This window comes from Collimonas sp. PA-H2 (assembly GCF_002564105.1).
Taxonomy (GTDB): Bacteria; Pseudomonadota; Gammaproteobacteria; order Burkholderiales; family Burkholderiaceae_D; genus Collimonas.
In genome coordinates, this window is sequence record NZ_PDBX01000001.1 from 4,702,264 (window position 1) to 4,720,283 (window position 18,020).

The 18,020-nt window shown below is 60.1% G+C and carries 16 protein-coding genes and 1 tRNA gene; 6 read left to right on the top strand and 11 right to left on the bottom strand.

The genetic code is table 11. The annotated features are described in order from the left end of the window. Positions 1-3: 3 nt before the first annotated feature. Complete coding sequence (locus BCF11_RS21610) at positions 4-1,191, bottom strand: acyl-CoA dehydrogenase (protein WP_098496565.1); 1,188 nt, start codon at positions 1,189-1,191, stop codon at positions 4-6. 206 nt (positions 1,192-1,397) lie between these two features. Between BCF11_RS21610 and BCF11_RS21615 the strand changes: the two genes are divergently transcribed. Both BCF11_RS21615 and BCF11_RS21620 read left to right on the top strand, forming a co-directional pair. Continuing rightward, the gene (locus BCF11_RS21615; protein ID WP_098496566.1) at positions 1,398-2,624 is read left to right on the top strand and encodes a molybdopterin-dependent oxidoreductase; all 1,227 of its coding nucleotides are present in this window, start codon (positions 1,398-1,400) and stop codon (positions 2,622-2,624) included. A gap of 9 nt (positions 2,625-2,633) precedes the next feature. Continuing rightward, positions 2,634-2,966, top strand: coding sequence for a hypothetical protein (locus BCF11_RS21620; RefSeq protein WP_143751404.1), 333 nt, complete (start codon positions 2,634-2,636; stop codon positions 2,964-2,966). 201 nt (positions 2,967-3,167) lie between these two features. On the opposite strand, the gene BCF11_RS27730 is transcribed toward BCF11_RS21620, so the two are convergent. The 3 genes from BCF11_RS27730 to BCF11_RS21635 all read right to left on the bottom strand — a co-directional run bounded on the left by BCF11_RS27730 (position 3,168) and on the right by BCF11_RS21635 (position 5,480). Beyond that, positions 3,168-3,521: a hypothetical protein gene (locus BCF11_RS27730; RefSeq protein WP_143751405.1), complete on the bottom strand. Its 354-nt coding sequence runs from the start codon at positions 3,519-3,521 to the stop codon at positions 3,168-3,170. A gap of 78 nt (positions 3,522-3,599) precedes the next feature. Further along, on the bottom strand, positions 3,600-4,715 hold the full coding sequence (locus BCF11_RS21630) for an alkene reductase (RefSeq protein ID WP_098496568.1): 1,116 nt from the start codon (positions 4,713-4,715) through the stop codon (positions 3,600-3,602). 165 nt (positions 4,716-4,880) lie between these two features. Continuing rightward, complete coding sequence (locus tag BCF11_RS21635) at positions 4,881-5,480, bottom strand: TetR/AcrR family transcriptional regulator (RefSeq protein ID WP_098496569.1); 600 nt, start codon at positions 5,478-5,480, stop codon at positions 4,881-4,883. A gap of 310 nt (positions 5,481-5,790) precedes the next feature. Between BCF11_RS21635 and BCF11_RS21640 the strand changes: the two genes are divergently transcribed. Continuing rightward, positions 5,791-7,035 (top strand): MFS transporter, encoded by a 1,245-nt coding sequence (locus tag BCF11_RS21640; RefSeq protein ID WP_233212585.1) that lies wholly within the window; start codon positions 5,791-5,793, stop codon positions 7,033-7,035. Between the two features lie 26 nt (positions 7,036-7,061). On the opposite strand, the gene BCF11_RS21645 is transcribed toward BCF11_RS21640, so the two are convergent. The 4 genes from BCF11_RS21645 to BCF11_RS21660 all read right to left on the bottom strand — a co-directional run bounded on the left by BCF11_RS21645 (position 7,062) and on the right by BCF11_RS21660 (position 13,663). Next, positions 7,062-7,526: a nuclear transport factor 2 family protein gene (locus tag BCF11_RS21645; protein ID WP_098496570.1), complete on the bottom strand. Its 465-nt coding sequence runs from the start codon at positions 7,524-7,526 to the stop codon at positions 7,062-7,064. A gap of 132 nt (positions 7,527-7,658) precedes the next feature. Beyond that, a complete protein-coding gene (locus BCF11_RS21650) occupies positions 7,659-9,155 on the bottom strand; it encodes an efflux transporter outer membrane subunit (protein WP_098496571.1) in 1,497 nt (498 codons plus the stop codon). A 2-nt stretch (positions 9,156-9,157) separates the two neighbouring features. Then, the gene (locus BCF11_RS21655; protein WP_098496572.1) at positions 9,158-12,391 is read right to left on the bottom strand and encodes an efflux RND transporter permease subunit; all 3,234 of its coding nucleotides are present in this window, start codon (positions 12,389-12,391) and stop codon (positions 9,158-9,160) included. Between the two features lie 60 nt (positions 12,392-12,451). Then, on the bottom strand, positions 12,452-13,663 hold the full coding sequence (locus tag BCF11_RS21660) for an efflux RND transporter periplasmic adaptor subunit (protein WP_098496573.1): 1,212 nt from the start codon (positions 13,661-13,663) through the stop codon (positions 12,452-12,454). 449 nt (positions 13,664-14,112) lie between these two features. Here BCF11_RS21660 and BCF11_RS21665 point away from each other — a divergent pair, with 449 nt between their 5' ends. From BCF11_RS21665 to BCF11_RS21675, 3 genes are all read left to right on the top strand, one after another. Next, complete coding sequence (locus BCF11_RS21665) at positions 14,113-14,736, top strand: TetR/AcrR family transcriptional regulator (RefSeq protein WP_098496574.1); 624 nt, start codon at positions 14,113-14,115, stop codon at positions 14,734-14,736. Positions 14,737-15,118: 382 nt separating this feature from the next. Beyond that, positions 15,119-15,595: a transposase gene (locus BCF11_RS21670; protein ID WP_098496575.1), complete on the top strand. Its 477-nt coding sequence runs from the start codon at positions 15,119-15,121 to the stop codon at positions 15,593-15,595. 173 nt (positions 15,596-15,768) lie between these two features. Then, positions 15,769-15,844 (top strand) — tRNA-Lys (locus tag BCF11_RS21675). A gap of 200 nt (positions 15,845-16,044) precedes the next feature. Here BCF11_RS21675 and BCF11_RS21680 read toward each other — a convergent pair. Genes BCF11_RS21680 through BCF11_RS21690 form a run of 3 tightly spaced genes read right to left on the bottom strand, consistent with a single transcriptional unit; the run spans position 16,045 to position 17,963 of the window. Further along, complete coding sequence (locus tag BCF11_RS21680) at positions 16,045-17,241, bottom strand: type II toxin-antitoxin system HipA family toxin (protein WP_098496576.1); 1,197 nt, start codon at positions 17,239-17,241, stop codon at positions 16,045-16,047. Continuing rightward, the gene (locus BCF11_RS21685) at positions 17,238-17,561 is read right to left on the bottom strand and encodes a helix-turn-helix transcriptional regulator (protein ID WP_233212586.1); all 324 of its coding nucleotides are present in this window, start codon (positions 17,559-17,561) and stop codon (positions 17,238-17,240) included. The genes BCF11_RS21680 and BCF11_RS21685 overlap by 4 nt, the downstream gene beginning before the upstream one ends. Before the next feature lie 27 nt (positions 17,562-17,588). Then, positions 17,589-17,963: a hypothetical protein gene (locus BCF11_RS21690; protein WP_098496577.1), complete on the bottom strand. Its 375-nt coding sequence runs from the start codon at positions 17,961-17,963 to the stop codon at positions 17,589-17,591. Positions 17,964-18,020 lie beyond the last annotated feature (57 nt).

The window sequence follows — 18,020 nt, forward strand, 5'->3', positions numbered from 1 at the left end:
TTCCTAGTTGGCGAAGGCCGCGATCCCGGTCTGGGCCCGGCCCAGGATCAAGGCATGCACATCATGCGTACCCTCATAGGTATTCACCACTTCCAGGTTCACCAGGTGACGGATCACACCGAACTCGTCGGAAATGCCGTTGCCGCCCAACATGTCGCGCGCCATGCGGGAAATATCAAGCGCCTTGCCGCAGGAATTGCGCTTCATGATGGAGGTGATTTCCACCGAGGCGCTGCCTTCTTCCTTCATGCGGCCCAGCCGCAGACAGCCTTGCAGCGCCATGGTGATCTCGGTCTGCATGTTGACCAGCTTGAGCTGCACCAGCTGGTTGGCGGCCAGCGGCCGGCCGAACTGCTTGCGCTCCATGGTGTAGCGGCGCGCCGCATGCCAGCAGAATTCGGCGGCGCCGAGCGCGCCCCAGGCAATCCCGAAACGCGCCGAATTGAGACAGGTGAACGGACCCTTCAAACCACGGACGTCGGGGAAGGCGTTTTCTTCCGGGCAGAACACCTGGTCCATGACGATCTCGCCGGTGATCGAGGTGCGCAGGCCGACCTTCCCGTGGATCGCCGGCGTCGACAGGCCTGGCCAGCCTTTCTCCAGCACGAAGCCGCGGATCGCGCCCTCGTCGTCCTTGGCCCAGACCACGAAGACGTCGGCGATCGGACTGTTGGTGATCCACATCTTGCTGCCGCTCAGCGCGTAGCCGCCGTCGACCTTGCGCGCGCGCGTGACCATGCTGCCAGGGTCGGAGCCGTGGTCAGGCTCGGTCAGGCCGAAACAGCCGATGAATTCGCCGCTGGCCAACTTGGGCAGGTATTTCTGCTTGGTGGCCAGGTTGCCGAATTCGAAGATCGGCAACATCACCAGCGAGCTTTGCACGCTCATCATGGAGCGGTAGCCGGAGTCGATGCGCTCGATTTCGCGCGCGATCAGGCCGTAGCTGACGTAGTTGAGGCCGGCGCCGCCGTACTCTTCGGGAATAGTCGCGCCGAGCAGGCCGAGCGCGCCCATCTCGCGGAAGATTTCGACGTCTGTGCGTTCATTGCGGAAGGACAGCAGCACCCGCGGCGCCAGTTTGTCTTGCGCGTAGGCGGCGGCGCTGTCGCGCACCATGCGCTCTTCGCTGCTGAGCTGCTGCTCCAGCAGCAGCGGGTCGTCCCAGTGGAAGCTGGCGTGTGATGAGGACATGCGTTTTCTCCAGAAATCAGTTGTTTGCGATCTACCTGTCCGGCAGGTAGATATTAGCTTTGCAATTCGCTTTACCGCTTGCCATTATCGTACTAAAGTTCCGCTCATGTTAACCGATGACGCTTACCGGGCGAGCGGTCGCTCGTTATTGCGGCAGAAGACCGGCTCGGACTATTACAACAATATTGACATGGCAGGAGGCCAGCATGGAATTCAATCAAGGCGGCAACGCACGCCGCAGGTTTTTGCAACAGGCCGGATTCGCCGCCACCTCGCTGGCGCTGGCGCCCATGCAGGGCTTTGCGGCAGCCACTACCAGCATTCCGGTAGACAATGGCGAACGCGAGCTGATCGCGTATCCGCAAAAGCGGCCGCTGATGCGCATCACCACGCGTCCGCCGCACCTGGAAACGCCGTTCAGCGTTTTCAATGAAGGGCCGATTACCGCCAACGATGCGTTTTTCGTGCGTTATCACCTGGCGAATATACCGACCTCCATCGACGCCGACAGCTACCGGCTGAAGATCGGCGGTCGCGTGACGCGCGAGCTTTCCTTGTCGCTGGCTGAACTGAAGGCGCTGGCGCCGGCGGTGGAGGTGGTGGCGGTCAACCAGTGTTCCGGCAACAGCCGGGCGTTTTCGACGCCGCGGGTGTTTGGCGCGCAGCTGGGCAATGGCTCCATGGGCAATGCGCGCTGGACCGGCGTGCCCTTGAAGGCGGTGCTGGAGCATGCGGGCGTGCTGGGCGATGCGCGCCAGGTCAGCTTCAACGGCCTCGACGAGCCGGTGTTGCCGACCACGCCGGATTTCATCAAGGCGCTGGATATCGACCATGCGTTGAGCGGCGAACCGATCATCGCCTGGTCTATGAATGGAACGGATATTCCTTTCCTGAACGGTTATCCGCTCAAACTGATTGTGCCGGGCTATTTCGGCACCTACTGGGTCAAGCACCTGAACCAGATCGAGGTGCTGGACCATGTCTTCGACGGTTTTTTCATGGCGACGGCGTACCGGGTGCCGGATAACGATTGCATGTGCGTGGAGCCGGGGACGACGGCGGCCAAGACGCGACCGATTGCGCGTTTGAAGACGCGTTCGTTCATCACCAGCTTGCATGACGGTTCGGTGGTGCATGCGGGGCGGCGGCTGGAGCTGAAGGGGATTGCCTTTGATGGCGGCAGCGGCATCAGGACGGTGGATATTTCGGCGGATGGCGGGCAGAGCTGGAAGAGTGCTGTGCTGGGCAAGGATCTCGGCAAGTATTCTTTCCGCGAGTGGCGCTTTGGCATGACGCCGTTGCGCAAGGGGGAGTTGCCGTTGATGGTGAGGGCGACCTCTAATGGTGGCGAGGTGCAGCCTTTGGAGGCCACCTGGAATCCGGCGGGCTATGCGCGGAATGTGATTGAAACCACCAAGATCAGTGTCGCTTAGGGGATGGCCATGAAATATCTGAATTCGATGGTGGGCGGGGTTTTGCTTGGTGTTGTGCTTGGGGCGTCGGCGGCGCCGGTGACGATTGCTTTGCCGCAGGAGACGGCGCAGTTGCGGCCTTCTACGCATCCGGGTTACGTGATTGCTACGCAGATGTGCGCGATCTGCCATTCTGCTGACTATATCAATCAGCAGCCTGGCAAGATGACCTTGACGCAGTGGACGGCGGAGGTGACGAAGATGCAGCATGCGTATGGCGCGCCGTTGAGCGATGATCAGGTGAAGCAAATAGGCGAGTACCTGGCAATCACGTATGGCAGCGAAAAGCCGGCGCCTCAATAGCCAATTCGGGCGCAGGGTTTGCTGTCCAAATTTAGGTCGCGCAGTCAAATGGGGTCAGAGTTTTTTTTCGCGATTTTTGCGAAAATTACTCTGACCCCATTTGACGTTCTACGGAGTACTGTCGGTGGCATGCTGTGAGCGGTTAGTGCGTAATTAAAACGGTTGCTACTCCGTGGACGCTAGCCGGGGGTAGCCCGGCAGCTAGTCACTTTTTCTTGCTTCGCCAAGAAAAAGTAACCAAAAAGAAGGCGACCGCAAAGCCGTTGCCCTCCCTTCGGTCGGGTCCCCAAATCCGGCGCGTGTCAGCCGGGTGGGGGACAAAACTCGCCTTCGGCTCAAACATGTCCCCCACAATTCCCGGCTGACACGCGCCGGATTTGGCAACGTCTCAATGCGGGGCACGTCAAAAGCAACGGCAACGGCAACGGCAACGGCAACGGCAACGGCAACGGCAACGGCAACGGCAACGGCAACGGCAACGGCAACGGCAACCCCAACTTCAAAAACAACGTCAAAGTCAAAACCCTCGGCTCGCATTTTTCCCGCTAGCTTCACGAATCTCCAGGCGAAAAAAATCCCGCTCGCCGTAAAGTGGTGGTGCGCAAGCGGGATTGGAGAAGACTTTGCTTTGGCTTATGCTTCGGTCAGTGCCGGGTAGTCGGTGTAGCCGTGCTCACCTACGCCGCCGTACAGCGGGGCGTCGCTGAAGGGGACGTTGAGGGGTAGGTTGTGTTGCAGGCGCTGCACCAGGTCTGGGTTGGTGATGAAAGCGCGGCCGAAGGCTACCAGGTCGCCGTGACCGCTGGCGATGGCTTCGCGCGCCATCATGCGGTCGTAGCCGTTGTTGACCAGCCAGGCGCCGTCGAAACGCTGGTGCAGCGCTTCGTAGTCGAACGGGGCGTTGTCGCGCGGGCCGCCGGTGTGGCCTTCTACTACGTGCAGGTAGGCCAGGCTGAATTTGTTCAGCTGTTCCACCACATAGTTGAACAGCGGCTGCGGTGCGCTTTCGCTGGAATCGTTGACCGGCGATACCGGCGACAGCCGCACGCCTACGCGGCCGCCGCCGATTTCGGCGGTGGTGGCGGCGACTACTTCCAGCAGCAGGCGGGCGCGGTTTTCTATGCTGCCGCCGTAGTTGTCGGTGCGGTGATTGGAGCCGTCGCGCAGGAAGCTGTCCAGCAGATAGCCGTGGGCGCCGTGGATTTCAATGCCGTCGAAACCGGCTTCCAGGGCGCGTCTTGCAGTCTGGCGGAAGTCGTTCACCACACCCGGGATTTCGGCCAAGGTCAATTCGCGCGGCACCGAGGTGTCGACGAAGCCTTCGCCGACGACGAAGGTCTTGGCGTCGGCACGGATGGCCGATGGCGCTACCGGCGCCTTGCCGTCCGGCTGGAACGAAACGTGCGACATGCGCCCGGTGTGCCAGATCTGCACCACGATGCGGCCGCCTTTTTCATGCACGGCGTCGGTGATTTTCTTCCAGGCTGCGACTTGTTCCGGCGTATGCAGGCCGGGCGTGTTGGCATAGCCTTGCGCCTGCGCCGACACCTGGGTCGCTTCGGTCACGATCAGGCCGGCCGAGGCGCGCTGGGCGTAATACTTCAGGTTCAGTTCGTTCGGTACATTGCCCTCGCCAGCGCGGTTGCGGGTCAGCGGCGCCATGACAATCCGGTTGGCCAGCTCGATGTCGCCGATGCGGGCGGGCTGGAACAGGCTGTCTTCGGTACGGGCTTCTTTGGTGTGGCTCATGTTGCTTCCTTCTTCAGTAAATAGCGCTGAGGCGCTGGATGGTTTGGGTTACAGCAGGCAATACAATTCAATATGCTTTAAATGACCGGTCGTCTCAAATTTGCTTTAAAAAATTCCATTCAAATTCCCCCGCATTCTTCATGACGCTGGAAGCAGGGGCCGTAATTATTGCGGCAAGAAAAAATGATCGAACATCAAGTTGACGCAGGCCCTCACCGGCGCTGTCGAGCGCTCGATCTTCATGCGCAGCAAAGCGCCTTCCCAGGCATTCCAGAAAAAATCGGCGAGCTGCTCGGCGCTGAGGTCGGTGCGCACCGTGCCATCCGCCTGGGCTTTGCGCAGATAGCTGACGAAGCGCTTGCGCCAGCCGCACACGACTTCTTGCAGGGTGATCCGGCACACTTCGCTGGATTCCGCCATTTCCGCGGCAAAATTGCCCAGCAGGCAGCCGGCTTTCACTTCGCACTGCTCGTGATAACTGATGAGGCGTTCGTAGGTGTAGCGCAAGGCGGCCAGCGGCTGCTCCGGTCCTTCGGCGAAGTACTTCGACCAGGTTGTAGCGAAGCCGTCGGCGTAGTGCGAAATGACTTCGCCGCCGAAATCTTCCTTGCTCTTGAAGTAGTTGTAGAACGAACCCTTGGGCACGCCGGCGGCATCGACGATTTCCTTGATGCCGGTGCCGTTGTAGCCTTGCTCGGCAAACAGCTTGAGCCCGGTTTCCAGCAGCGTCGCGCGGGTGTCGTTGAGGGTGTGAACTTTATCCATGCCTCCATTATATGACCAGTCGTCTCAAAATGCTTGAAGTCTTTGATTGATTAAATCAATGGCAACAATAGCATTGTGGCGCCACGCTGAAAAATCGGGCTTTGGGCGGGGGCTGGACGGGTGTCTCATTCAAGACAAAATCCGTCTATTTATTTATGGAAATACGCAAAAGCGGCAGGCAAAACGGGTATCATTTGAATAAGCTTTCTACCCAGAGCTGCCCACGCTGCACTCGCTCATTTCGCTCACTTACCCAGTTTGCCGCCTTCAAAGAGTTGCCATCATTTTTAATGCCTTCCGTCTATTTTTCATGCGCAAGCTATCGGCCGATCCGATGCTGCGCCACCACGATTTCCGCCGTTTCTGGCTGACCACCACCATCGCCAGCTTCGGCGAACAGATCAGCAGCCTGGCCATCCCGCTGACGGCGGTGCTGCTGCTGCACGCGACGCCGGCCCAGATGGGCACCCTGATCGCCCTGCAGACCTTGCCGTTCGCTTTGTTTTCGCTGCCGGCCGGGGTCTGGCTGGACCGCCGCAGCAAGTATCCGGTGCTGCTGTGGTCAGAATTCCTGTTCGGCTGCGTGCTGGTGATGATCCCTATCAGTTACTGGCTGGGCCTGCTTTCCATGCATGTGCTCTATACAGTGGGCTTCCTGATGGGCGTCGGCTTCGTGGTCGGCGGCAGCGCGGCCCAGGTATTCCTGGCGCAGCTGGTGGGCCGCGAACACCTGCTCGACGCGCAAAGCAAGTTCGCCGCTACCGATTCCATGGCGCGCCTGATCGGTCCAGGCATCGCCGGCATGCTGGTGCAGGTGTTGACGGCGCCAGTGGCGGTGCTGGTCAACGCCCTCAGCTTTCTGTCGTCATGGTGGAACCTGCGTTATCTGCGTAAGCGCGATCCTTATCCGGCGCCGTCCAACCGCCATCCCTTCCGCGAAATGGTGGACGGCATCAAAATGGTCAGGAATCACGAAGTGCTGTGGGCGCTGGCCTGGGGCACCGCGCTGTGGCAGATACTGTTCAACGGTTATCTGGCGCTGCAGATCCTGTTCGCCACGCGGCAGCTGGGCATGTCGCCTGGCGTGCTGGGCGCCGCGCAAACGCTGGGCGGCTTCGGCGTGCTGGTCAGCTCGATGCTGCTCAAGCCGTTGTCGCGGCGCTTCGGCAGCGGCCGCACGATCCTGATCGGCCTCGGCGGCACCGCGGCCGCGTGGCTGTTGCTGGCAGCGATTCCGCCCACCATCTTCGGCTCGTCCCTGCTGAGCGCGCTGGCTTACGGGATAGTGGTGTTTGTATTCGATTGCAGCGCCATGCTGTATTTCATGCCCTACCTGGCCTTGCGCCTGAAACTGACGCCGGATGCGTTTCACGGCCGCATGGTGTCGACCATGCGCTTCATGACGGTGGCGGCGGCGCCGCTGGGCGCCTTGTCGGCCGGCTGGATTGCCGAACATCTGAGCGTACGCAGCGGCCTGATCGCCATCGCGGCGGGCGGCAGCCTGCTCACTTTCGGGCTGATAAAAGCGTCGCCTTTGCGCGATATCCGGGATTGATTTGCAGCCGTTGCAGCGTTCGGTGACTAGCTATGCTTGAGCTGAGCGGGAATGCCGAGATCGTCCCGCTCATCTTCCCAGGCCAGGGAAACCATCTTCCAGCCATCCTCCATGCGGATCAGCTGCAGGGTCTTGACGCCATAGGCATGAAACGCCTTGCCGTCCAGTACGCCGCTCTTTTCATAGACGCTGTAGCGTTGCGCAATGCCGCCGAAGATATCGGTGCGCGCCGACACTTCCTGTTCCTGGAAATCCACCAGCTGGCCGCCGGTCAGCAGCTTCAGGCGCGGTGCGATGAATTGCTGCAGCGTGTAGATCTCGCGCTCGGCGCCGTTGCACCTGATGATCAGGCCCTGGGGAATGAACATGCGATGGATGGCGTCGACATCCGGCCGGGCGCCGTTCTTGTTGGTAAACACGGAAAAGAAGGCGCGCACCAGCGCGTCGATTTCGGACTGGTCAATACTGGCGGATGGAGCAAGAGTCGGCATGTTGGCGGCGGCAGGTGGATAAAGTGAAAAGATTAAGCCGCCTGCAATTGTTGCGCAAGCACTATCTTGATTGACAAAAAAATGGCGATGCCCTGGCATTGCTGCCGGCATCGCCATTGCTGCCAAAGCTGCTTACCTGGCTAGCGCCAGTGCGGCCGGCGTAGCGGCAGAAGCAGTGGCAGGGGTAGCAGCGGCAGGGGTAGCAGCGGCAGGAGTGCCCCAGCCGCCGCCCAGCGCGCGGATCAGGCCCACCGACGCCACGGCTCGCTGGCCGACGCTCTGGCTCTTGGCGCGTTGCGCGGAGAGGCTGGAGCGCTGGGCGTCGATCACTTCAAAATAGCTGGTCGAGCCGTTGCGGTAGCGCGAATCGGCCAGGCGCGCGGCCAGCTGCGCCGATTTCACGGCATCTTCCTGGAAGCGGATCTGGTTATCCAGAGTGCGCATCGCGCTCAGGTTGTCTTCCACATCCTGGAAGCCGACCAGCACCTGCTGCCGGTAATTGGCCACCACCGATTCATAGTTGGCGTCGGCCTTGGCCAGATTGGCCTTGTTGCGGCCGCCATCCAGCAAAGGCAGGTTCAGCACGCTGCCGACCAGCGGCCCCAGCAGCCAGCTGCGGCTGGACCACTGGAACAGATTGTGCAGCGCATCCGAGGCGAAGCCGCCGGAAGCGGTCAGCACCAGGCTTGGGAAGAAGCCGGCCTTGGCGACGCCGATGCGGGCGCTGGCGGCGGCCAGCTGACGCTGCGCTTGGGCGATATCCGGGCGCCGTTCCAGCAAATCGGATGGCAGGCCGGGCGGCACGCTGACCGTCACCGGCTGCAGCGGCGCGGTGGCCAGGGTGAACTGGGCTGGCGCCTTGCCCAGCAGGATCGCCAGCGCATGGTCGCGCTGGGCGCGGCTGCGGCTGACGCCTTCCTGTTCCGCCTGGGTCACTGACAGCTCGGTCTGGGCTTGCGCCACATCCAGCTCGCTGGTGTCCCCGGCATCGTAGCGATGCTGCACCAGACGCAGGTTTTCCTGGCGCAGCTTGATGGTTTGCTGCAGCACGTCGAGTTCCGAATCGAGCGAACGGATCGCGAAATACTGCTGGGCGACGTCGGCCTGCAAGGCCAGTAGCACCGAGCGATAGGCCGCTTCCTGCCCTTCCACATCGAGGCGGGCGGCGCGGCTGCTGTCCGACAGGCGGCCAAACAGGTCGACTTCATAGGAGGCGCCTAGCTGTGCCTGCCATTGGGTGGAGGTGGCGCTGGCTGTGCCCTGGCGGGTCGGGCCGAAGGCCGCGCCCAGCTGGAAGGCGCGGTCGGCGTCGGCCAGGCCGGCAGTGGCGCGCGCTTCCTTGACGCGCGCCAAAGCCATTACCAGGGTCGGACTGGACTGGGTGGCGTCCGTTATCAGCTTGCTGAGCTCGGCGTCGCCAAATACCGACCACCAGGCGCCGCGGTCGGCGGCGTCGGCCGGCTGGGCTACTTTCCAGCTGCCGTCCAGCGCCGCCGCTTCCTTGTATTGAGCGGGCGTATCGACTGCCACCTGTTCTGGCGGCTTGGTGGTAGAGCAGCCGGCCAGCACTAGCGCCGCCATCATTGCAGTCAGTTTCAACGCAGTTAATTTCTGCTTAGAGATTTTCATGTTCAGATTCCTTCAATTTGCGCGGTGCTTGCAATCGCGGGCGCAACGTTGCCGTGAGGCGCAGGGACCGGGTCGGTGTAAGCCTCGGATTCATGCTTGCCGGTAGTCCAGCGCGATGCCAGGGTGCGCAACAGTACGTAAAAGATCGGCGTCAGGAACAGGCCGAAAGCCGTCACCCCGATCATTCCCGAGAACACCGCCACCCCCATCGCATGGCGCATTTCGGCGCCCGCGCCGGAAGACAGGATGAGTGGCACGACGCCGGCGATAAAGGCGATCGAGGTCATCAGGATAGGCCGCAGGCGCAGGCGGGCAGCTTCGATCGCCGCAGCGTAGATGGAGCGGCCTTGCAGCTCCAGCTCGTGGGCGAACTCGACAATCAGGATGGCGTTTTTACACGCCAGCCCGACCAGCACGATCAGACTGATCTGAGTAAACATGTTGTTGTCGCCGCGCGTCAGCCAGACCCCGGCGATCGCTGACAGGATCCCCATCGGCACGATCAGCAGCACCGCCAGCGGCAAGGTCAGGCTTTCATACTGCGCAGCCAGCACGAAGAACACCAGCAGGATAGACAGCGGCAGGATGATGAACAGCGTATTGCCGGCGATCTTGTCCTGATAGGTGATTTCAGTCCACTCGTAGCTAATGCCGCGCGGCAGGGTCTCGGCTGCAATGCGTTCTACCACGGCCTGGGCCTGGCCGGTGCTGTAGCCCGGCGCCGGGCCGCCGTTGACGTCGGCCGACGGGAAGGCGTTGTAGCGCACTGCCTGGTCAGGGCCGTAGCTTTGCGTCATCTTCAGCAGCGAGGACAGCGGCACCATCTCGCCCTTGTCGTTGCGCGCCTTCAGCAAGCCGATATCCTCGGCATGGGCGCGGAACGGCGCATCCGCCTGGACCCGCACCTGGAAGGTGCGGCCGAACTTGTTGAAGTCGTTCACGTACAAGGAGCCCAGGTAGATCTGCAAGGTGTCGAACACCGAAGGGATGGACACCCCCAGCTGCTGCGCGCGGACACGGTCGACGTCGGCGTACAGCTGCGGCACGTTGATCTGGAAGCTGGAGAACATGCCAGCCAGTTCCGGCGCTTGGTGCGCTTTCGCCATGAAGGCTTGCAGGGCGTCGTTCAAGGCCTGGTTGCCCAGCGCGCCGCGGTCTTCGATCTGCAGCTTGAAGCCGCCGATGGTGCCCAGCCCTTGTACCGGCGGTGGCGGGAACACGGCGATGAAAGCGCCCTGGATCGCCGAGAATTTCTGGTTCAGCTGTTGTGCAATCGCCACGCCGCTTTGATCGGCGCCGCGACGCTCGTCGAATGGCTTCAATGTGGTGAATACGATGCCGGAGTTCGGGCTGTTGACGAAGCCGTTGATCGACAGGCCAGGGAAGGCCACGGCCGATTCCACGCCAGGCTGTTTCAGCGCGATCTCGGACATCTTGCGCATCACGTCCTCGGTGCGGTCGAGCGAGGCGGCATCAGGCAGCTGGGCGAAGCCGACCAGGTACTGCTTGTCTTGCGCCGGGATGAAGCCGTTCGGCACGGTGTGGAACAGCAGCATGGTGAGGCCGATCAGCACCGCATACACGCCGAGTGCGGCAGTCTTGCGTTTCAGGATGCCGGTCACGCCCTCGCCATACGAGGTCGAGCCACGATGGAAGACTCGGTTGAAAATCGAGAAGAAGCCGCCGAAGACACGGTCGATGGCTCGCTGGAAGCCGTCCTTCTTGGCGCCGTGGCCTTTCAGCAGCAGTGCGGCCAAGGCAGGCGAGAGGGTTAGCGAGTTGAACGCCGAGATCACGGTCGAGATGGCGATGGTCAGGGCGAACTGCTTGAAGAACTCACCGGTCAGGCCGCTGACGAAAGCCAAAGGCACGAACACCGCGCACAGGGTCAGGGCGATCGCCACGATCGGTCCCGATACTTCGCGCATCGCTTTATAGGTAGCTTCCTTGGCGGACAAGCCGTTTTCGATATTGCGCTCGACGTTTTCCACCACCACGATAGCGTCATCGACCACGATCCCGATCGCCAGCACCAGCCCGAACAGGCTCAGCGCATTGATCGAAAAGCCCAGGCCCATCATCACTGCAAAAGTACCGATCACCGAGACCGGCACCGCCAGCAGCGGGATGATCGAGGCGCGCCAGGTTTGCAGGAAGATGATCACCACGATCACCACCAGCAGGATCGCTTCCAGCAGGGTATGCACCACGGCTTCGATCGAAGAGCGGACGAACTGGGTCGGATCGTAGACGATCTTGTAGTCGACGCCTTCCGGCATGTCTTTCTTCAGCTCGGCCATGGTGGCGCGCACGTTGTCGGAGATTTCCAGCGCGTTGGAGCCGGGTGCCTGGAAGATCGGAATTGCTACCGCCTGCTTGTTGTCCAGCAGCGAGCGCAAGGCGTATTCGCTGGCGCCCAGTTCGATGCGCGCCACGTCTTTCAGGTAGGTCACCACGCCGTCGGACGAGGTGCGGATCACGATGTTGCCGAACTCTTCCTCATTGGCCAGGCGGCCGCGGGCGTTCACCGAGATCTGGTAGTTGACGCCAGGGACGGCAGGCGAGGCGCCGATCACGCCGGCGGCGACATTGACGTTCTGTTCGCGGATGGCGTTCACCACATCGGTGGCGGCCAGGCCGCGTTCAGCCACCTTGCGCGGATCGAGCCAGACCCGCATCGAATAGTCGCCGGAACCGAACAGCTGGACCGAACCGATGCCGGGCAGGCGCGCCAGCCGATCCTTGACGTTCAGCACCGCGTAGTTGCGCAGATAGGCCATGTCATAGCGGTCGTTAGGCGACAGCAAGTGCACCACCATGGTCAGGTTGGGCGAGCTTTTGACGGTGGTCACGCCCAGCCGCTGCACCACGTCCGGCAAGCGCGGCAACGCCTGGTTGACGCGGTTCTGCACCAGTTGTTGCGCCAGGTCGGGCGAGGTGCCGAGCTTGAAGGTGATGGTCAGCGTCATCAGGCCGTCGGAAGTCGCTTGCGAAGACATGTAGAGCATGCCCTCGACGCCGTTGATCTGTTCTTCTATCGGCGTGGCGACGGTTTCCGCGATGGTTTGCGGATTGGCGCCCGGATACTGCGCCTTGACGATGACGGATGGCGGAATCACTTCCGGGTACTCGGAGATCGGCAGGCTGAGCATGGAAATCAGGCCGCCGATCAGGATGATTGCAGATAACACGCCGGCAAAAATCGGGCGGTCGATAAAGAATTTAGAAATATTCATGGTATTGAGCTCTGCTGTGTTTTGGCGTCGTTGCGATGTGAATCGTCGTCGGCGTCCTTGTTATTTAGCTGCAGCCACGGCCAGTGCATTCTTCGCTGGCGCGAGCTGTTCACCGTCCATGGCCACCGTCACCGGTGTGACTGTGTCGTTCGGCCGGATCCGCTGCAGGCCGTTGACGACAATCCGTTCATCTTTCTTGAGGCCGGAGCGGACTATCCGCAGACCGTCGACGATCGGGCCCAGCTTGATGGTGCGATAGGTGACCTTGTTGTCGGCGCCCAGCACCATGACGTATTTCTTGTCCTGGTCGGTGCCGACCGCCTTGTCGTCGATCAGCACGGCGGTCTCGGCTGCCGCGCCGCCGGTGCGCACGCGCGCGTACATGCCGGGCGTCAGGGTGCCGTTTGTGTTATCGAACACTGCGCGCACCCGCATCGTGCCGGAAGCGGTATCGAGACGGTTGTCGAAAGCCTTGATCTGGCCCTGGTGCGGATAGCCTTCTTCACTGGCCAGGCCAATGGACACTGGCAGGTTCTTGACGCCGGAATTGCCGACCGCGCCGTTGGCGGCGTAGCGGATATAGGTCTGCTCATCGACTTCAAAGTTGACGTATACCGGCGATACCGACACCACGGTGGTCAGGGCAGGGGAGCTGACGCCGGCCCCGACCAAGTTGCCGACCGTGATCTCGGCACGCGAGACGCGGCCGCTGACCGGCGCCGTGATCGCTGTGTATTGCAGGTTCAGGCGCGCGCTCAGCACTGCCGCTTCTGCCGCCTTCAGGCTGGCGTCGGCTTCCAGCAGGGCGTTGTTGCGCTGGTCCAGTTCACGCTGCGCTACCGCGTGTTCTTCGATCAGGCGGCTGGTGCGCGCCAGTTCGGTCTTGGCCAACGACAAGCCGGCCTGGGCGCCAGCCTGGGTCGCCACCGCACGCGCCAGTTCGGCTTGATAAGGGCGCGGGTCGATGGTGAACAGCAAATCGCCTTTCTTGACCAGCTGGCCTTCCTGGAAGTGCACGGCGTCGATGGTGCCGGAGATACGCGGGCGTATTTCTACGCGCTCGATGGCTTCCACCCGTCCGGAAAAATCATCCCATTCGGTGACCGATTTTTCCAGCACCGAGGCTACCGAAACCGATGCCGCTGCCTGCGGCGGGCTGGCCGGCTTGGCGGCGCGGCTAGAGAGGGCGAAGCTGCCGGCAGCGGCGAGGATGACGATGCCGACGGCGATGGCAATGGCTTTGCGGGAAAATAATGGTGTCGAAGTGTGCATTTGGGACCCCTGATAACGAGAAACGAGACGAAATGAAATAAATTGCAAAAAAGAAAGCTGGTAAAGAAAGCTGGCAAGGTGAGCCGCGATTTGGAAGTAATAGCTTGCTTGGCTGTTACTGCTGTTCCGGCCGGGTTCGGGAAGAGGTGTTTTGGGAAAACAGATCAAATTGCTGCAAATCACGATTAGCAATATAGAGGTGGCGAGGCATCGGCCGATAGCCGCTTACTGCACACTTCTTGTCTGATCCTCCAAATCCATCCTGTCATCTCTGCCCAAAGGCAAAAAGCGGCCGGTCAATACGCCAAACTTGATTCTGTGAGACACTAAAATTTCCATATGGCCACATCTAGGGCCGGATAATTACAATTCAATAGCGATCACTACGAATTAGAGTGTGACTCTAGCGGGGTTGTTTTCCGCTGTCAAGTGGTTTAATATCGATCACTATGGAAATGACACAAATCAAGCCGCGCAAGAAGCCCGGCCGCCCTTTATCCTTCGATAGGGAGCAAGCGCTGGAAAGCGCGATGCTGGTTTTCTGGCGCTACGGCTACGAGGCGACCTCGCTCAACGATCTCACCAGCGCCATGGGAATCACCCCGCCCAGCCTGTACACGGCTTTCGGCGACAAGGAACGCCTGTTCCTGGAAGCGGTGAAATACTATCTGCAGAAGAAACCCTGCTTTTTCGCCTCGATCGCGGCCGAAGCCCTGACCGCCAAGGAAAGCATCCGCAGCTACCTGGAAGTGATCGCCATCTCGCAAAGCGACCCTAATCAGCCACTCGGTTGCATGGTGGTCACCTCGGCCACCAATTGCACCGCGGCGTCGTCCCATGTGCAGGAAGTGCTGGCGGATTACCGCATGCAGATGGAGAGCGGCATCAAGGTGCGCCTGGATCGCGGCATCAGCGAAGGCGACCTGGGGGCCGATACCGATACCGCCGCGCTGGCCAGCTTTTTCGTGACCGTCATCCACGGCATGTCGACCCAGGCGCGCGACAACGCCAGCCGCGAGAAGCTGCTGGCGATCGGCGCGCAGGCGATGCGCGCCTGGCCGGATCCGGCTTGAGCGCGGTCCGCACCAGATTTTGACTGCAGACTCAGTACTTTTCCTTCCATCCGGTCATGGCTTTGCCTGGCAGGACATCGCTGCGCTACGCGTAGCGTCATCAGCCCTGGCGGCCCCGCCAGCGGCATTTCTTCCCACCTCGAATTGAATCCTGATCTTGCGGCCGATGCTGGCGGCAGCACGCGCTGACATGACGCTTGCATTTTCAGAAAAATCCTACATTAATTGATACGACGGGTGGCTAGAATGATAAGCCTGGGTCTCAGTCGTATCGCTATGCAGTTTGTTTCCTTGGCGGCAGAACTAGTCGCTATCGACGGCAGATTGACGCGGCCACGAGAAGAGGCGTTTGGCGCAAGCAAGAATTTTTCTAGAGGTTGTCATGATGAATCAGGTACAGAGACATGAAATCAAACTTCGGGATGATCAATGGCAAAAGCTGGAGCCGCTGCTGACCGGCAAGCCGAACGACCCCGGCGCCCGCGCAAAAAACAACCGGCTGTTCATCGAAGCGGTGCTCTGGATCGTGCTGAACAAAAGCCTGTGGCGTCATCTGCCGCAGCAGTTTGGCAATTCGAGTACGGTGTACATGCGCTTCCGGCGCTGGACCGAATGCGATTTCTGGCGCCAGCTGACGCGCAGCAAGCTGGAAGACGAAGAGCTGGTGCAGATGCTGGAACAGATTGTCGAGTACGGCGATATGTATACGCAGCGCATCGAACAGCGTCTGGTAAGAAAAGCCCAGAAGACCATTTATAAATCGGCCATCAGTGCAGCCAAGGCCATCAAGCCGATCCGGCGCGCGCAGCTTGCGTCGGACGAATCGACCTTGCATTGGGTCGGGCTGGTGACGCCGTAGAAACCGCTCAAGACTGGCGCGGATGCTGGTTTTTGGGGTGATGCGGTCTTGGATTTGGTAGCTTGAAACGGGCTTCCGCAAGGCCGGAAACAACATCACTTTTCGGCCTCGATAGAAATTTACACGAAGAACTAGTAAAAATAATAAACAGCAGCTATAATTCGTCCCCTGTTGGGGCGTTAGCTCAGCTGGTAGAGCAGCGGACTCTTAATCCGTAGGTCGTGTGTTCGAATCACACACGCCCCACCAACAGAACACGAGGGCTACATAGGTTTCTATGTAGCCCTTTTCTTATTGTGGCGGGGATTTTTGACCAATCCTCCCAATTACCTCCCTAAGTGACCTCGTCGCAAGATGAGCGTATCGCTTGTGCCGCTTGGCGACTTATGCCCAAGCATTGCGTCAACCGTGTACAAATCGATCCTTCGTTAATTATTGAGCCGGCCGTGCTACCCAAGGACCGATGGCTGCATTACATACTGGCTGCACATCTCGATATCGTGTTCCGATACGCCTTCTTGCGCAAATGCATTCCGCCAATCACGGACCTGCACCAGGATTTCGGCAACCGTATTCTGCGCAGCTTCCTTCTTCAGCAGAAATCTCTTACTTGCAGAAAGAACGTTGGATAGTGTAGGCGCATGGCCATCGTCGCCGATCCGCAGCTGTTGATATCCAAGGCCTTGAAGCTGTGGCTGGATATCATAGGCCGGTGCTAGCTGCCACTGTTTTTCCTTGAACAGGAACGCATGGTTCTTTTCATGATCGTCGGTATTTTCCAGGCAGACGTTCAGCGCCATGCGTCGAAACAGTTCATGGCAATCTTCTTGCGGTGATTTTGATAAGCGGCGCGCCAGGTCGGCGATATCCGCGTATCCCATATCGTTTTCGCTCACGCCTTCGGCTATCAGCATGGTCCTGGCGCTGGCAAAATGCAGCCGGCTATCGCCTTCCCGATCGAATCGCTTCACCAGCAGTATGTTGCGTCCGCCGATTTGCACCAGGGACGATTCGGGAACGCGAATGCCGCAGCGTGCAGCCAGGCGCAAGCTGGCGTGCTCAAGGGCGCAAACATCGGCTTCATCGCTTTCGGCGGGGAATTTAGCTAACCAGTCTTCATTATTGTGCTTGATGATGGCTTTCGGACGCGCGCCCCCGGCGCTTGCGCCTGGACGCAGCAGGCGGCTCATGGCCTCGTCGATCGGCTTCTGGTTCTCCAGCGCCTTGGCGGCGCGTATCAGCCCCGGTAAATCGGCAGTATGGAAGGCCTGCTCTTCTGCTACCAGGTATTCCTCGCGCGACCTTGAGAAGCCTAGTGCGCCGATACGGTCTTCGCCAGCCAGCTCCAGGTATTCCAGATGGGAACGCCGGCGTGGATTGAATATTTTGTTGATCACCGCTTGTCCCCATCGATCCGGGCCGGCGTCTTCAAAAATAGGGTGGATTTCCTGGCTCGCCGGCGGCTCCATGATCCCCGATCTCAGTGGCATGTCTGGGGATAGCGCGAAGGACTGCGGATGCCGCAGCCAGGCCTCCTCGTACGAGAAAAGGCAACGCCGGCCGCGCAGCAGCTCCAGCTTCCCGCAAAGCACCGGCTTTTGGCTGTGTTCAGGGTAAATCCACACGTACAGGATGTCGTCGTTCATGCAGCTACCTTTTTGCCCTTTTTAATGCTTCGCAGTTCTTGCAACAGCGCCATTTCATCCGCTTCGGGATTGGCCAGCTCGCCCAGAAAATGGACGCCGCCGAGCGCCCACAGTGCAGTCGCATATGCCCCCATCGATACAGAAGGGTCGCCGGCCTCGACGCGGCGTAGCGTCGGAATCGATACCTGGATCCTGCTGGCAAACGATGCAAGGGATTCCTTGCGACGTTTGCGTGCAATATGAATATGCTCCCCAAACGAGCGCAGATTGCGCTCGACTGCAGCTGGTAGCATGATTTTGGCATTTGAATTCTTTGACATGAACATATAATTACAAATATTGGCAATTTATGCAAATATATGTTCTGTTTTGTGGTTTTGTAGTTGCTTTTGGGAACTGCTGTTATTTGCTGCGCCGGCAAAAGCCCTATCCACTAAAGCCAGCCTGTGGCCGGGTGGTTCCATCGGCCCGTTGCAGTCCGTTGAGAAATCCACCGTCAATCTTGCTTCGCAAACGGCAGGATTGACGGTGGATTTTTTTTGATCCATCCGGAATCCCGATAGGCAGCGGAGCGCCGCCGCGATTTCATGATGCGGCGATAAGCTGTTGATTTTTTTGATGGAATAAGTAGACATATGGCGGCAGGCAAAAGTACACTGCGTTGCTTTCGGGTAATGTTTGGCCGTCAATGTGCCGGCCATCGGAATGCTGGCGTATTGCAAGGCTAGCGGCTGTATGCGCCGGCGGTTTTGACCTCGCTGCCGTGAAAACCCGCGCCA

Bases quoted from the DNA above. Each gene is read 5' to 3' on its own strand.
- BCF11_RS21610 (WP_098496565.1), bottom strand. From the start codon at position 1,191: ATGTCCTCATCACACGCCAGCTTCCACTGGGACGACCCGCTGCTGCTG.
- BCF11_RS21615 (WP_098496566.1), top strand. From the start codon at position 1,398: ATGGAATTCAATCAAGGCGGCAACGCACGCCGCAGGTTTTTGCAACAG.
- BCF11_RS21620 (WP_143751404.1), top strand. From the start codon at position 2,634: ATGAAATATCTGAATTCGATGGTGGGCGGGGTTTTGCTTGGTGTTGTG.
- BCF11_RS21630 (WP_098496568.1), bottom strand. From the start codon at position 4,715: ATGAGCCACACCAAAGAAGCCCGTACCGAAGACAGCCTGTTCCAGCCC.
- BCF11_RS21635 (WP_098496569.1), bottom strand. From the start codon at position 5,480: ATGGATAAAGTTCACACCCTCAACGACACCCGCGCGACGCTGCTGGAA.
- BCF11_RS21640 (WP_233212585.1), top strand. From the start codon at position 5,791: ATGCGCAAGCTATCGGCCGATCCGATGCTGCGCCACCACGATTTCCGC.
- BCF11_RS21645 (WP_098496570.1), bottom strand. From the start codon at position 7,526: ATGCCGACTCTTGCTCCATCCGCCAGTATTGACCAGTCCGAAATCGAC.
- BCF11_RS21650 (WP_098496571.1), bottom strand. From the start codon at position 9,155: ATGAAAATCTCTAAGCAGAAATTAACTGCGTTGAAACTGACTGCAATG.
- BCF11_RS21655 (WP_098496572.1), bottom strand. From the start codon at position 12,391: ATGAATATTTCTAAATTCTTTATCGACCGCCCGATTTTTGCCGGCGTG.
- BCF11_RS21660 (WP_098496573.1), bottom strand. From the start codon at position 13,663: ATGCACACTTCGACACCATTATTTTCCCGCAAAGCCATTGCCATCGCC.
- BCF11_RS21665 (WP_098496574.1), top strand. From the start codon at position 14,113: ATGGAAATGACACAAATCAAGCCGCGCAAGAAGCCCGGCCGCCCTTTA.
- BCF11_RS21670 (WP_098496575.1), top strand. From the start codon at position 15,119: ATGATGAATCAGGTACAGAGACATGAAATCAAACTTCGGGATGATCAA.
- BCF11_RS21680 (WP_098496576.1), bottom strand. From the start codon at position 17,241: ATGAACGACGACATCCTGTACGTGTGGATTTACCCTGAACACAGCCAA.
- BCF11_RS21685 (WP_233212586.1), bottom strand. From the start codon at position 17,561: ATGTCAAAGAATTCAAATGCCAAAATCATGCTACCAGCTGCAGTCGAG.